The 14717-nt window shown below is 55.4% G+C and carries 10 protein-coding genes and 3 pseudogenes; 4 read left to right on the top strand and 9 right to left on the bottom strand.

The genetic code is table 11. From position 1 onward, the window contains the following. Positions 1-84: 84 nt before the first annotated feature. A pseudogene (locus GSD1FS_RS04900) lies at positions 85-3818 on the top strand (phosphoribosylformylglycinamidine synthase). A gap of 87 nt (positions 3819-3905) precedes the next feature. On the opposite strand, the gene GSD1FS_RS04895 reads toward GSD1FS_RS04900, so the two are convergent. The 7 genes and pseudogenes from GSD1FS_RS04895 to GSD1FS_RS04865 all read right to left on the bottom strand — a co-directional run bounded on the left by GSD1FS_RS04895 (position 3906) and on the right by GSD1FS_RS04865 (position 8863). Beyond that, positions 3906-5129 carry an SPFH domain-containing protein gene (locus tag GSD1FS_RS04895; protein WP_155588646.1) on the bottom strand — a complete coding sequence of 408 codons (1224 nt, stop codon included), beginning with the start codon at positions 5127-5129 and terminating at the stop codon, positions 3906-3908. A gap of 18 nt (positions 5130-5147) precedes the next feature. Then, positions 5148-5837, bottom strand: coding sequence for a hypothetical protein (locus GSD1FS_RS04890; RefSeq protein ID WP_155588645.1), 690 nt, complete (start codon positions 5835-5837; stop codon positions 5148-5150). Beyond that, a complete protein-coding gene (locus GSD1FS_RS04885; RefSeq protein WP_246165839.1) occupies positions 5798-6103 on the bottom strand; it encodes a hypothetical protein in 306 nt (101 codons plus the stop codon). The genes GSD1FS_RS04890 and GSD1FS_RS04885 overlap by 40 nt, the downstream gene beginning before the upstream one ends. Positions 6104-6295: 192 nt before the next feature. Next, positions 6296-6973: a hypothetical protein gene (locus tag GSD1FS_RS04880; RefSeq protein WP_155588644.1), complete on the bottom strand. Its 678-nt coding sequence runs from the start codon at positions 6971-6973 to the stop codon at positions 6296-6298. Between the two features lie 136 nt (positions 6974-7109). Then, positions 7110-7406: pseudogene (locus tag GSD1FS_RS04875) on the bottom strand (DUF6591 domain-containing protein); the annotation flags it as partial. Beyond that, entirely contained in the window at positions 7313-7969 is a 657-nt protein-coding gene (locus GSD1FS_RS10280) for a DUF6591 domain-containing protein (protein ID WP_343030212.1), read from the bottom strand. The gene GSD1FS_RS10280 and the pseudogene GSD1FS_RS04875, both read right to left, overlap by 94 nt. A gap of 735 nt (positions 7970-8704) precedes the next feature. Further along, positions 8705-8863: a hypothetical protein gene (locus GSD1FS_RS04865; protein WP_155588641.1), complete on the bottom strand. Its 159-nt coding sequence runs from the start codon at positions 8861-8863 to the stop codon at positions 8705-8707. A gap of 295 nt (positions 8864-9158) precedes the next feature. On the opposite strand from GSD1FS_RS04865, the gene GSD1FS_RS04860 reads away from it, so the two are divergent. Further along, positions 9159-9782, top strand: coding sequence for an XRE family transcriptional regulator (locus tag GSD1FS_RS04860; protein ID WP_155588640.1), 624 nt, complete (start codon positions 9159-9161; stop codon positions 9780-9782). A 25-nt stretch (positions 9783-9807) separates the two neighbouring features. Here GSD1FS_RS04860 and GSD1FS_RS04855 read toward each other — a convergent pair whose 3' ends face one another. Together GSD1FS_RS04855 and GSD1FS_RS04850 are read right to left on the bottom strand one after the other, a co-directional pair. Further along, positions 9808-10254, bottom strand: coding sequence for a hypothetical protein (locus tag GSD1FS_RS04855; RefSeq protein WP_155588639.1), 447 nt, complete (start codon positions 10252-10254; stop codon positions 9808-9810). Beyond that, positions 10251-11786 (bottom strand): Y-family DNA polymerase, encoded by a 1536-nt coding sequence (locus GSD1FS_RS04850; RefSeq protein ID WP_155588638.1) that lies wholly within the window; start codon positions 11784-11786, stop codon positions 10251-10253. The genes GSD1FS_RS04855 and GSD1FS_RS04850 overlap by 4 nt, the downstream gene beginning before the upstream one ends. Positions 11787-12023: 237 nt before the next feature. Between GSD1FS_RS04850 and purF the strand changes: the two are divergent. Then, positions 12024-13570, top strand: a pseudogene (gene purF, locus GSD1FS_RS04845) (amidophosphoribosyltransferase). Positions 13571-13678: 108 nt separating this feature from the next. Then, positions 13679-14713, top strand: coding sequence for a phosphoribosylformylglycinamidine cyclo-ligase (purM, locus tag GSD1FS_RS04840; RefSeq protein ID WP_155588637.1), 1035 nt, complete (start codon positions 13679-13681; stop codon positions 14711-14713). Positions 14714-14717 lie beyond the last annotated feature (4 nt).

Genomic DNA, 14717 nt, shown 5'->3' with positions numbered 1-14717 from the left:
ATTGCAGCATATGCACAATGCAAGCCCCATCTTCGTTGTTTTGAACCCCACCCAACATTCTTATACGAAAGAGCAAGGAATACAGTGGTTTTTCGCGTCCATGTAGAGAAGAAACCTGGCTTTGACGTCGAGGCAACGCAACTGACCAACGAGTTGCGCACCATTCTCGGCATCGAATCGCTGGATAACGTGCGCATCATCAATCGCTACGACGTGGAGGGAATCAGTCAGGAGCTGTTCGAGCAGACGATTCCCACCGTGTTCAGCGAGCCGCAGGTAGACGATGTGTCTATTGATCTGCCTGATACTGCGGGTAGCACCGTGTTCGCGGTCGAGTCGTTGCCTGGCCAGTTCGACCAGCGCGCGGATTCGGCAAGCGAATGCATTCAGCTGATTTCGCAAGGCGAACGCCCGACCGTTCGTTCGGCGCGCGTGTATGTGCTTGACGGTGATCTGAGCGACGACGACGTTGCACAGATCAAAAGTATGTGATCAATCCTGTGGAGACTCGTGAGGCTTCGCTGGAACCGAAGGAGACGCTGGCGACGTATGCGCCGGTGCCGAAGCCGGTTGAGGTGATCGACGGATTCCGCGAGATGGATGATCAGCAGCTCGCTGATTTCATCGATGCACGCGGATTGGCCATGGATGAGGCCGACCTTGCGTTCGTGCGCGACTATTTCACGAAGGAACAGCGTGACCCGACGATCACCGAGATCAAGGTGATCGACACGTATTGGTCCGACCACTGCCGTCACACGACGTTCGGCACGCAGCTCGACAACGTGGCGATCGACGATGCCGTGGTGCGTCGCGCATTCGACAAATACATGGCGATGCGCCATGAGCTCGGCCGTGACGAGAAGCCGGTGTGCCTTATGGACGTCGGCACGATCGGCGCGAAGTGGCTCAAGAAAAATGGCGTGCTCACCGGCCTTGATGAGTCGGAGGAGATCAACGCCTGCACCGTCAAGGTGAAGGTCGACGTCAATGGCGAAGACGAGGATTGGCTCTTCCTGTTCAAGAACGAGACGCACAATCACCCGACCGAGATCGAACCGTTCGGTGGTGCGGCCACCTGCATCGGCGGCTGCATCCGTGACCCGCTGTCGGGTCGTTCCTACGTGTATCAGGCGATGCGCGTCACCGGCGCGGCGGATCCTCGCGTGCCGATAAGCGAGACGTTGGAAGGTAAGCTCCCCCAGCGCAAGATCGTGACGACGGCTGCGCACGGTTATTCGTCGTATGGAAATCAGATCGGTTTAGCCACCGGTCAGGTCGATGAGATCTACCATCCGGGGTATGTGGCCAAGCGTATGGAGATCGGCGCCGTGGTTGGCGCGACTCCGGCGAGCCATGTGCGTCGCGAAACGCCGGCTCCGGGCGACAAGATCATTCTGCTCGGCGGACGCACTGGTCGCGATGGCATCGGTGGCGCAACCGGCTCTTCAAAGGCGCATAACGTTGAGTCTCTTGAACTCGATGGTGCCGAAGTGCAGAAGGGCAATGCTCCGGTGGAGCGCAAACTGCAAAGGCTGTTCCGCCGTGGCGACGCATGCCGGCTGATCAAACGCTGCAACGATTTCGGTGCCGGTGGCGTTTCGGTTGCCGTTGGTGAGATCGCCGACGGCCTGCACGTGGACCTGAACCAGGTGCCGAAGAAATACGATGGCTTGGATGGCACCGAGCTGGCGATTTCTGAATCTCAGGAACGCATGGCCGTTGACGTTGCCGCCGAGGATGTTGACGAATTCCTGAAGTACGCTCGCGAAGAGAACCTTGAGGCGACCGTAATCGCCACGGTGACCGAGGAACCTCGCATGGTCATGGAGTGGAATGGCGATCCGATCGTCAATCTGTCTCGTGAATTCCTCGCCTCCAATGGTGCCGCCAAGCATCAAGATGCGCATATCGCCGAGCAGGAAGCGTATCAGGCTCCGTTCTCGACCGGTTCGTTGAACGAGCGCATGCACGAGATGCTCTCCGACATCAACATCGCCTCCAACAAGGGGCTTTCGGAGCGTTTCGACTCCACGATCGGCGCAGCCACCGTGCTGATGCCGTTCGGCGGCAGGAAGCAGCTCACGCCGACCGAGGCGATGGTCGCCAAGCTCCCCGTGTTCGGTGAGACCACCACAGCTTCGGCTATGGCCTGGGGCTTCAATCCGTTCCTGATGGAGAAGAACCAGTTCACTGGTGCCTACATGTCGGTGGTCGAATCGCTTTCGAAGCTGGTGGCCGCCGGTTTCGAGCATGAGAAGGCCTACCTGACCTTCCAGGAATATTTCGAGAAGCTGCGCGATGAACCGGATCGCTGGGGCAAGCCTCTTGCCGCCGTGCTCGGCGCATTGATGGCGCAGGTGGATCTGGGCGTCGGCGCGATCGGCGGCAAGGATTCGATGTCTGGCTCCTTCGAGGATCTCGACGTGCCACCGACCCTTGTCTCCTTCGCCGTGGCAGTCGGCAACATGAACCGTGCCACGTCTCCTGAGTTCAAGAAGGCCGGGCATCGTGTTGTGCGCATCGCACCACGCTACATGGCTGATGGCATCACGCCGGATAAGGATTCGTTGCTCGAAGTCTTCACTGCGATCGAGAACATGGTGGATGACGGCGACGCTGTGGCCGTGTCTACACCTGGCTATGGCGGCACCGCCGAAGCATTGTTCAAGATGTGCGTGGGCAATCAGATCGGCGTGAGCCTCGATGATTCGATCAGCGTGGACGATCTGTTCGCTCCGGCGTATGGTTCGTTCATCGTCGAACTGTCTGACACTGCGAACCTGCCGACCGTCTCCAACCTCGTCGAATGCGGGCAGATCGGTGAGACGACCTCCGACTACACGTTCCATGCCGCAGGCCAGACCTTGGATCTGAACGAGTTGCAGAATGTGTGGGAGAACGGCATCGCCTCCGTGTTCCCCTACCGCAGCGAAGGTACGGATGCCGATGATGCAGTCGATGCGATCTCCTTCGAAACGACCTCCCCCACCACCTACAAAGGCGCGAAGATCGCCAAGCCTCGTGTGATCATTCCGGTGTTCCCCGGCAACAATTGCGAATACGACACCGCGACCGCCTTCGAGCGTGCCGGCGCCGAAACGCAAACACTGATCGTCAACAATCTGACGCCATCCGCGGTCGCCGAATCCACGCAGGCTCTTGTGGACGCCATTCACAACAGCCAGATCATCATGATCCCTGGCGGTTTCTCCGGTGGCGATGAGCCAGATGGTTCCGCGAAGTTCATCACAGCGTTCTTCCGCGCACCGGCCGTCACCGATGCCGTGCGTGACCTGTTGAACAACCGTGATGGTCTGATGCTCGGCATCTGCAACGGCTTCCAAGCGCTCATCAAACTCGGCTTGGTGCCGTTCGGAGACATCGTACCGATGAATGCGGATTGCCCGACATTGACGTTCAACACGATCGGCCGTCACCAGAGCCGCTTGGTGCGTACGCGCGTCGCGTCGAACCTCTCCCCTTGGCTGTCGAAGACGCAGGTCGGCGACATGCACACGATTGCCATCTCCCATGGTGAGGGCCGATTCGTCGCATCCGACGATATGCTCGACCAGTTGATCGCCAACGGTCAGATTGCCACGCAGTATGTCGATGAGAACGGTCAACCAAGCATGAATCTGGATGTGAACCCGAACGGCTCCCTGCTCGCCATCGAAGGCATCACCAGCCCCGATGGCCGCGTGTTTGGCAAGATGGGTCATTCCGAGCGTTCGGGCGAAGGCCTGTACAAGAACGTGCCCGGCAACACCTACCAGCCGATCTTCGAAGCAGGCGTGGAATACTTCACCGCTTGATTCTCTGCTCTAGGTAATGCCAATAACAATTGTGGCCGACGATATATCGTCGGCCACAACCATATGCGCACGTATTCTGCGCGCTGCTCACAATCCTAGAATCTGTTTCTTCTTCGCGTTGAACTCCTCTTGTGTCAAAATCCCCGCGTCGAGCAACTCCTTGAGACTCTTAAGCGTCTCCACTTTCTCGCTCATCGACTGCGGTGCCTGCGCAGATGGAGTGGAAGCTTGTTCAATTGGAGCAGCAGGAGAGGTAGTCTGAGTTGCCGGTGCTGGTGCCGTAGGTTCGGGCTGCGTTGAAGCCACGTTCTGCCCCGGCATCGCGCCAGTCATCGGATTGATGCCACCTGCGAATCCCATGCCAAGCATCATGCCACCCGCGTCACCGAAACCGTGCTCCTGCACGCCTTCCGCGATCTTCTGTTGAGCGGCAATATTCGAAGCTTTCATCGAGATGTCTTCATACGCCATCAAGTTCATCTTGTTCTTGGAGAATTGTTTCACCAATTCGCGCGATTCCGGCGTGAACTCGATGCTTTCAATGCCGATGCCAGCCAAATGGATGCCGAAACGTGACTCCCATGTTCCGGCATTCGATGTGTCTTCGCTCACTTCTTTCGCGATTGCGTTCGCCTGTGCCGGCAGTTGCGAGATGCGGTACTCATTAGACAGTGAATTGAGCGCCACCGAGAATGATTGCATGAATTCACTGAGCAGCTGCGATTTCGTCTTCGGATCGTCGAAACTGATGTAGTCGACATTCGGCGGCACGAATTGACGGATGAATGCGGTCGGGTTGACGATGCGCAACGACATCATACCGCGAGCGCGAATCTCCAGATCAGTGCCGTAGAACTTGTCGTGGTAGATCAGCGGCGCTGGTGTACCGAACTTGATGCCACGGATCTCGCGCAGGTTCACGAAGGCGACGCGTTTGTTCGCTACCGGCTCTCCGCCGTATTTGAAGCGCTCACCGATCTGCCCGAAAATCGACTTGCCTATGCCATCGCCAGCGAACACGCTGTCGGTGCCGTTGCGATACTCGTAGCCACCTGCTTGCGTGATGACATTCTCGATACCGGACTGGTCAAAGATGAACGCCGCAGTGTTCTCCGGAACGTAGATGTGCGAACCGTTCGAGATGACGGCATCCGAATGCTTGGTGTTGGAGCCGCGACCGTCGTTCGTCTCACGATATACGCCCGGCATCACCGCCGTATGCTCATCGAACGCACCAACGGTGATGATGTCGAGCCATTGGTCGGCGAACGTGCCGCTCAGCGCTCCGGCAAAAGCCTTGATCAAAGCCATGTTCTACCTTCTTTCAGTTCACAGCTGCCACGCAGTGGAACAGTATTCACAGATGACGGTCTTTCCTTTTCGACCAGTCAGTGTTGCCCCGCAGCCCGGGCATGATATAGAAACCTTTTGGGGCTTCGTATTTATTGCCGCCGGCTTTGCGACCTTTCCTACGCCAAAAGCTCTTGCAAATTCATCTTTTGCTGTGCCCAATGTGCCAGCTATGCCGGAAAATACCGTTTGCTGAGGTCCCACAATGTCGTCGTCGTTACCTGTGGTCTCATAGTGAAGAGCGTTGACGAAACGAGCAAATTCGTCGTAGTCATAGATATGCACATCAATCGTGCGCGTTTGAAGTGTCAATTGACATTCATGGTCGAGGTACGCATTGCGTTTACCCAAGCTCGGCTTCTGCATGTTCACGACATGTATATCAGTGATTTCATCCAGTGAATATGCGTAATACGTCGTGTCTGACTTGGAAAAGATGTGGGTATCTGTTTGAGGAAAGATGATTCGTTGTGAAGTAACCGTAACCTGTCCACCGTCACCAACACCAAGAATATTGTCTTTCCATCTCACACCGTCGTATTGAGCGACGATCTCCTCGCCAGGTCCCATCGAGATTTTCTTCAACATTTTCATTTCCTGCCCCTTCACATGCAGCTTTCCAGTAAAGATCAGGCTTTCTTTAGCTGGTGTTTGGCAACGATCATCCAAATGCCACCGAGCACCGTGATGATTGCTGCAATGTAGAAAAGGTAGTAACCAAATCCGTAGTTGTACGGGCTACTAGGCACAAAACTGCTGTTGAATGAGATGAACACAAGCAACGTCGCGATGGCAAAGATGGTCGTTGGAATTGCTTTACGTGCAATGGCAAAATCAATGTAAGTACTGCGAGCGTAGCAATAGCAATTACCAATACCATAATGATTTCCGCTGCGCCCATACTCACGCCGATGGCATTCTGCAGCTGTTTCCAACGCTGGGCAATAGTGACAACTGACATAGAGTCATGCTTCGATGACGCATATGGCAACAACATCGCAATTAGCATGACAATGGATCCAATGATGGAAAGGGCAACCGATGGCGCTAGGCTCGATTTTTCGATGGCATTTTTGTTCCTTCAACATGATTATTTATACGAGAAATAACTAATTAATGGTGTTGAATCATGCACCAAACCGAATTTGTACGATGATCTCAGCTACGAGTATCAGGACTGACGCCACTATGGAGATTGCCGCAGCGATCAACGCGTGCTGGCGTCCGGAAACTTTTCCTCTCGGCCCCGTCACAAAAATAGATGCGGCCGACAGTGACAGCATTGCCACGATTCCGACAATCGACACACCCCATTCAGTGTGATCTTCCGTGAATGACACGAGGCTTATGAGCAAGAAGAAGACCGACATATACATCGTCCAAGTGGCCAGCTGTGACTTCGGACCATGGTTGTCTGCGAGCAGGCCATGCAAAAATCGTTGTTGTGCCGTTTGATGCTGACCTTCAGGAGACAGAACCGCATGCTGAACAGACAGTTGTTCCTGCAATTCACGGTACAGGCGGCTGCATTGCACACTGATGTCACCGCTGCCGACCGGCGCTTCAATGACCACAACACTCGACGTGTCATCAGCTCCATCTTGCACTCGGGCAACGAACGTTCCATTCATTTCAGGCAACGCAAAGCTCACTGACCGGTCTGCATCATTTCGAGAGATCAGATCAAATGCCACACTGAAATCGATTATCTGAGTCAAAGCCGAATATGTTTCCGATATCGGCGCATTGAAGCTCTGTCGTGCTGCAGGAATGAGAGGCGTTGCCGTTGATGCTGTGTCACTCATAATAAAATCCTTTCCATGTTTCGCATCGACGTTGATGTATGAGCTCTTAAAATCGAGCGAACCGTCTTCGTCACGCTGTCAGTAAAAACAGTGCGTGACGAAGACGGCATGACTCGGTACGGAGCATTCTGAACAATTAGATTTGAGCGAGTTTCGTGTTGACCCTGTTCATGACCTCGAGGTAATACTGCATATCGGCTTCAGTCCACGAAGCCTGATCCATATCATTAATCTTCTTGGTCATCTCCGTGTATTCGTTCATCATCTTCAGATAATCGTTGAGCATGCTGGCAGGAGAACCGTCATCCTGATACTTCTTCATGAAGTCGCAATACTTGTTCATATACGACTCATAAGAGTCCATCGCATCTTTAACTTCTTTGGAGACGCCAGAAGAGCTATTCTGATTCTGAGATTCAGCCTCTTTTGGGCTTCCTCTTCCTGAACTTTCTTCTGCTCTTCCTCTTGCTTCTTTTGCTCCTCTTCGGCTTTCTTTTTCTCTTCTTCGGCCTTCTTCTGCTCTTCGGCCTGCTTATCGGCATCATTGGTTTCAGTTGCAGATGGTGAGGAGGATTCACTCTCCTCTTTCTCACTATTAAGTCGCTGAACATATTCAGCGGTGTCATAATCGACGCTCATTCTCTTATCGCTTTTGTTATAAGAGACATGGACTCTTCCACCCGCAGTATTATTCGCACTAAAACCAGTTGACCACTTGTCATAGTCCTGATTGAAGCCCTTTTTCTTGAGCTGTTCGGTATATGCATTGAATTCTTCAAGAGATACACCACATGCATAGATACGGACCCCGTCCGACGAATCGCTTGAGATATATCCTCTATTCTTCTTCATCGATGGAATATCAGCAGCTGCGCCGCTGGTCGGCCATGAGAAACCTTTTTCACAATAAGATGACTGACCTGATTCTCCCGCCCCGCCGATAATCGACAGCACAAGCGCAATCACAGTAATCACGGTTGCGATGCACGTCTGCATTCGACCATGTTTCTTGCCGGGCTGCGTCTTCAGGAACGCGAGCACATCAAACACAGCAACAATCACCCCGAATACAATGCTCACGGCAATCGGAGCGTGAGATGCCAATGCAATAAAGCCATACAACAGATAGATGCAGCTCAGCACCAGCGCAGTAACCGCCATCTTGGAGAGTTTTCCAGTGTTGGCATCAGTGATGAACGCCTTGAATTTGTTTGGCTTGGCGGCATGCGTGCCCTGTGAGTTTGCGTCATTCTGCGTAGGCACATTACCAAGTGGCATCGTTTGTGTCGGCGTTTCAGTTTGTGAAGCCAGCACTGTGGTCGGCGCTCCCATTTGTGCAGTCTGTGCGCTGATCTGGTCAGCTAGTTCCTTGTAGAACTGCCCGATAGTCTGCTGACCGGTATTTCCAGCATCGAGCGGAACAGTAAGCTCCACGACGCTTGAGGCACCGTCTGCACCATTGAACACTTTCGCCGTGAACAGTCCCGCGGTTCCGGGAGTGCTGAACGTTATGGTGTGAGCAGAGTCGTCATGCTGCACCATGTCGAAGCTCGCACTGAAATCGATCATCTGCAGCATAGCCGCATATACCGCGTCCGGCGTAACAGCAAACGTTTGCCGTGGCATGTTTGGCATGTTATTCGGGGTGGTCATCTTGTCTCTCTTTCTTCAGTCTCTTCTAACAAATGTGTGGATGTACGGTCTGACCGCACATCCACACGTTCCAACCATTCAGTTGTCGTGGCGAGAATCTTGCTCAGCGTCTCCTTCACCTGTCGCATTTTCATTGACCGATTCACCGGAGCTACGATTGTCACTGGCTGTTTCGCGAGCCGCCTCGTCGAACTCTCGCACGCCGCGCAGAATCATGCTTGCCAATTGAGCGAACATGTCTGCACTCCTTTCTGACGAGACAGTTTTCCTCAGCCGAACTTCAGCCTGCGCATGGCAGCCGCCATGAATCTCGTCAGTAAGGGGCATGTTTTTCGCGAGCTCTCCTCCTCCGATTCCCCGTGATTGCAAGTGTTTATGACGAGACACATGCCTTTGTCTATTCTCGAAGCCCAAAGTTATAGTGTCAATGACATAACACGTTATAAATTCTTAAAAAGAAGAGTATTTTTATAGCATGGATGATATTTCTGAAGAACGCGCTGCCTGCTGGCGGCAGAGACTACACCAATGCATGAGTGACCGCGGGCTCACGCAACTCGGCTTGGTGAGCGCACTGAACAAGCAGTACCTCACGAAGTTCCATCAAAAAGACGTGAGCAGATGGCTCAACACCGGCTCGAAAACGGCGACCGGCACGATCGGATTCCCCAAATATGAGACGATGCTCATCATCGCCGATTTCTTCAACGTCGACGTCGGCTATCTCACCGGCGAAACGAGCGAAAGCACTTTCGATCTCACCAAGGCATGCGCATACACCGGACTCGCCCCCACATCCGTCCTTGCCATCCGCAAGTGGATCAAAGCGCCGGGAGGCTCACCGGACGACGCCCTTCACGACTACCGCGCCGCCACTCTCAACGGAATGCTCTCGTCGAACCAGTTCAGTGAACTGGCTGCGAAGATGCTGACGGTATACGAGATGTCAGAGATCTGGCGAACGAATCCGGAGCGATTCAGCGGACTGATGGGATCGTTGGCCGCGAGCAGCGACCTGCCGGATGATTTGACGTTCCAGCTGATCATCAGCGCGTTCTATGGCATGGCCAGCGAAACGTTCTCCTCACTGCTGCGCAACGCGTTCCCGACGCCGAGCGAAACGGAGTTCGCGCGCTCGCAGCATGCTGAAGCATAATAGAATTCATTGGTTGTTGACTACATTATTCAGCCGAGTTTTCGTGCTCTCTGATATCGAGCTGCACGATGTTGTCACATGAGATTTCAGCACCGTCCTGCATGACGAGAGCACGGGCGGACTGCCTATATCCGGTGACTTCGCCATCAACGCTGCGGTACGCTCCGCCATCTGCATCTTCGCGCGCGTCATCCGGCTGGAAATAACTGATTGAGATGCGCGTTCGCTGTGGAAGACGCGAGATGACGGTATTCAATCGGCGGTTGAGCAACTCCTGCGCGTCGGATTCAAGCTCCGTTCTCGACTCGAGCGTGCGCGCAGTCTCCCGCAGGATGTCTTCATAGCCGCTCAACGCGGCGAACGGCATGAACTGCGCCGCACGCTGGTGCATTGATAGCGGCGGATGCGTGCGCGAACGGTGATGGTGAAGATCGATGATGTCGTCATAGCGATCGGTTGTATGCAAACTCATGCGGCATGCCCTCCGATCTGCTTGTTGCGTTGCCTGCCGGTAGCACCCTCTTCGAGATTCGTTCCCGTGAGTATGGCATTGCCGCCAAATCTTGTTTTGACATCGATCAACGCCCGTTGCACAGCTAGGTCCTTCTCTTCCTGAACGGCGTTCTCCTGCATGGCGGCACGCTCGCCTCCCTCTGCGCCACACTCCCCTGCATCTTCGTTTTCAGTCTGCTCGAAGAGGTCAAGCTGCTCGTATTGCTCGCCCCGCACCTCGCCGACCTCTTTTGAATCCACGGTGCCCACGGTGATTCTACGCACATACAGCTCAGGATTCGCTATCTTGTCGAACAGCTTGCCGAATGTGTCGCGTATGATGCGCGCGGACGACGTCCATGAGCCCAAGTGAGCCGAGGAATGCGCGCTTTTCGGCCGGGTTCTGCCGTAATAATCCTTGGCAAGCGGCCCATTGTAGGCAGTACCGGCCGAAGAATCGTACCCTATGGCGAGCGCCACCTGTTCGGCAACCAGATTCTGCTTCATCATGTCGTAGGCCAGTTGGTCAGCCATCTCGAGCACGACCACGCGAGCGCGCGCATGGTCATATGGCTCCATCAGTACTTGACCGGAGCTCAGACTGGCATGTTCCGGCCTATACGCTTTGATGTCGGCGATGGTGCATGGTTCCCAACCCCAGGCATGGTCTATGAGCAGTTCCGCGTTCACCCCGAACAGTCTGTAGAGCAGATTCTCGTTGTAGTAGTCGCTGGCCGAGCCCAACGAGCAGCGCGCGACGTCGCCCATCGTCAGCATTCCGTGCGTCTCCAACGTGCGCGCAATGGATCGCCCCACTCGCCAGAAGTCGGTCAGGGGCTGATGCGACCACAACGTTCTGCGGTAGCTCGACTCGTCGAGTTGCGCAATGCGCACGCCGTCTTCATCGGCGGGAATGTGTTTGGCCACGATGTCCATCGCGACTTTTGCCAGATACATGTTCGTGCCGATGCCACCCGTCGCCGTGATGCCGGTCTGCGCTTTGATGTCGGCGATGATGCGTCTGGTGAGTTCGTGCGCGCTGCACCCGAAGTATTTCAAATACCGTGTCGCGTCGATGAACACTTCGTCGACGGAATACACATGAATGTCTTCCTGCGAAGCGTATTTCAAGTAGATGCCGTAGATTTTCGCGCTCATGCGCAGGTAATATGCCATGCGCGGCTTGGCCGCTATGAAATCCACCGACAGCAGTGGATCATCGTGCAGGCGCGCCGCACTGGTGGATGAGCCGACGAGTCTATGGTTCGGTGCGCGAAGGCGGCGCTCCTCGTTGACCTGACCGACCCGTTGCTCCACTTCGAACAAACGCGCGCGACCGCCTATGCCGTATGCCTTCAGCGACGGAGACACGGCAAGGCAAATCGTTTTGCTGGTGCGGCTCACATCGGCGACGACCAGATTCGCATCAAGCGGATCCAACCCCCGCGCAACGCATTCCGCAGACGCATAGAACGATTTGAGATCTATGGCCAGATACGTGCGTTCACTCATAGCCACCATTATCGAACAGATGTTCGATAATGTCCAGTCGGCAAGTGAGCGGCGTTGCGCGCGGCGGGCAGCGAGCGCGCAGGCCGCGCCGTCCGCATCGTGGATGCCACAACACCTATGGAATCCGTGCGATATCAATGGTTTTCCGTTATTCCAAGTGCCGCTATGTAGCCGGCGGTTGGTAGTGTTTTACTGGTAGCGAATCCTCGGTATTCACGTTCCGGAAGGAGCTTTGGCTTGTCAGCTGAACTCGAAGACATCCATGAGGAATGCGGTATTTTCGGTGTCTGGGGACACCCCGATGCGGCACGACTCACTTACTTCGGATTACACGCATTGCAACATCGTGGTCAAGAGGGAGCGGGCATCGTCTCCAACGACCACGGTCATTTGATCGGACACCGCGGGCTTGGACTGCTCACGCAGGTGTTCTCTGACGAAAAAGACATTCAACGACTTCAGGGCGACAGGGCCATTGGCCACGTGCGCTATGCCACCGCCGGTTCCGGTGGCATCGATAACATTCAACCGTTCGTGTTCCGCTTCCATGACGGCGATATGGCGTTGTGCCACAACGGTAATTTGACCAATGGCTTCTCGCTGCGCCGCGCGTTGGAAGACGAGGGTGCGATCTTCCATTCGAATTCCGACACCGAGGTGCTCATGCACCTGATCCGCCGCTCCATGCGTACCACGCTCACCGACAAGCTGCAGGAAGCGCTGAACACCGTGCACGGCGGGTTCGCCTACCTGATCATGTCGGAGAACGAGATGATCGGCGCGCTCGACCCGAACGGCTTCCGCCCGCTTTCGCTTGGCCAGATGACGAACGGCGCCTATGTGCTTGCCTCCGAGACCTGTGCGCTCGACGTGGTGGGTGCCGAACGTATCTGCGACATTCGCCGGGCGAGATGATCGTCATCAACGACGACGGATACCGCATCACTACTTATACGAGTCAGACGCAGCTGTCGATCTGCTCGATGGAATACATCTATTTCGCACGCCCCGATTCCGACATCTACGGTGTGAACGTGCATTCCGCGCGCAAGAGGATGGGCGCGCGCCTCGCTCAGGAATCGCCGGTGGACGCCGACATGGTGATCGGTGTTCCGAACTCGTCGCTGTCTGCCGCTTCCGGCTATTCGGAAGAGGCTGGGTTGCCGAACGAGATGGGTCTGATCAAGAACCAGTATGTCGCGAGAACGTTCATTCAGCCGACACAGGCACTGCGTGAGCAGGGTGTGCGTATGAAGCTTTCCGCCGTCAAGTCGGTGGTCAAGGGCAAGCGCATCATCGTCATCGACGATTCGATCGTGCGTGGCACCACTTCGAAACGCATCGTGCAGTTGCTCAAAGAGGCCGGCGCGAAGGAAGTGCATATGCGCATCAGCTCGCCGCCACTCAAATACCCGTGCTTCTATGGCATCGACATCTCCACGACACAGGAGCTCATCGCAGCGAAGAAGTCGGTCGAGGAGATCCGCGAATACATCGGCGCGGATTCACTCGCGTTCCTCTCTTTGGACGGTCTGATCGAGTCGATCGGACTGCATGCAGACGCTCCGTATGGTGGCCTGTGCGTCGCATACTTCAACGGCGACTACCCCACTGCCCTTGACGATTACGAGAAGGATTTCCTCAACTCGCTGAGCCCGCAGGATCGAGTGAAACTGCCTGGGTACAACGGCAAGGAAACCCTGTATGAGGGTACTGAATACACGAAGCCGCGCGGTGAGCACGCTTCCACCGAACCTACGGATTACTGCATTCCCAATACTTGATTTGTTGAGCCCCGTCACACGTCGTTACGTGTGACGGGGCTCATCGTTGAACTCAATCCACATATTCGGCACAACACGTTTGCAAAACAACAATGAGAAAGGTCAACCATGCCACAAGCATATGAGAACGCCGGAGTCAGCGTCGAAGCGGGCTACGAGGTTGTCAAGCGCATCAAATCGCATGTCGCTCGCACGAACCGCCCGGGCGTCGTTAGCGGCATCGGCGGGTTCGGAGGCCTCTTTGACCTCGCATCGCTGAACTACAAGGAGCCGGTGCTCATCTCAGGCACCGATGGCGTCGGCACGAAACTCGTCATTGCGAAGATGATGAACAAGCACGACACCATCGGCGTGGACTGCGTGGCCATGTGCGTCAACGATGTGGTGGCGCAGGGCGCTCAGCCGCTGTTCTTCCTCGACTACATCGCATGCGGCAAAAACGATCCCGCCGTGCTTGAACAGGTTGTTTCCGGCGTGGCGGATGGTTGCGTGCAGGCCGGTGCCGCATTGATCGGCGGTGAAACCGCTGAGATGCCGGGCATGTATGACGAAGATGAATACGATCTGGCCGGCTTCACCGTCGGGGCGGTGGAACGCTCGAAGATCGTCGACGGCTCCACCATCGAAGCCGGTGATGTGCTGATCGGCCTCCCCTCCACCGGCGTGCATTCCAACGGCTTCTCCCTGGTGCGCAAGGCCTTGTTTGAACAGGCTGGCTACACCGTCGACACAACGCTGCCGGAGCTTGGCGGCAAAACGCTCGGCGAGGTGCTGCTCACCCCGACCAAAATCTATGTGAAGGCTCTCATGCCGCTGTTCGAAGCGGATCTGGTACGCGGTGTCGCCCACATCACCGGCGGTGGTTTCATCGAGAATGTGCCACGCATGCTCCCGGAGGGGCTCGCGGCATCGATCCAGCTCGGCTCCTGGCCTGTGCCACCGATCTTCGATGTGATCGAAAAGGCCGGCGACGTTGATCACATGGAGATGTTCAACATCTTCAACATGGGCATCGGCATGGTCGTCGCCATCCGCCCTGATCGCGTGGACGAGGCGATGAACCTGCTTGACCATGCTGGCGAGAAAGCCTACCGCATCGGCACGGTGATCGAGCAGATCAACGATCGCGTTGATCTGGCCTGACAGC

Source organism: Bifidobacterium canis (genome assembly GCF_009727065.1).
Lineage (GTDB): Bacteria > Actinomycetota > Actinomycetes > Actinomycetales > Bifidobacteriaceae > Bifidobacterium > Bifidobacterium canis.
Note: the sequence above shows the minus strand (reverse complement) of the source record. Positions and strands in the feature narration are given on the sequence as shown.

What these genes read in the sequence shown, in the direction of transcription:
- GSD1FS_RS04895 (WP_155588646.1), bottom strand. Translation starts at nt 5,129, where the DNA reads ATGGCTTTGATCAAGGCTTTTGCCGGAGCGCTGAGCGGCACGTTCGCC.
- GSD1FS_RS04880 (WP_155588644.1), bottom strand. Translation starts at nt 6,973, where the DNA reads ATGAGTGACACAGCATCAACGGCAACGCCTCTCATTCCTGCAGCACGA.
- GSD1FS_RS10280 (WP_343030212.1), bottom strand. Translation starts at nt 7,969, where the DNA reads ATGCAGACGTGCATCGCAACCGTGATTACTGTGATTGCGCTTGTGCTG.
- GSD1FS_RS04865 (WP_155588641.1), bottom strand. Translation starts at nt 8,863, where the DNA reads ATGTTCGCTCAATTGGCAAGCATGATTCTGCGCGGCGTGCGAGAGTTC.
- GSD1FS_RS04860 (WP_155588640.1), top strand. Translation starts at nt 9,159, where the DNA reads ATGAGTGACCGCGGGCTCACGCAACTCGGCTTGGTGAGCGCACTGAAC.
- GSD1FS_RS04855 (WP_155588639.1), bottom strand. Translation starts at nt 10,254, where the DNA reads ATGAGTTTGCATACAACCGATCGCTATGACGACATCATCGATCTTCAC.
- GSD1FS_RS04850 (WP_155588638.1), bottom strand. Translation starts at nt 11,786, where the DNA reads ATGAGTGAACGCACGTATCTGGCCATAGATCTCAAATCGTTCTATGCG.
- purM (WP_155588637.1), top strand. Translation starts at nt 13,679, where the DNA reads ATGCCACAAGCATATGAGAACGCCGGAGTCAGCGTCGAAGCGGGCTAC.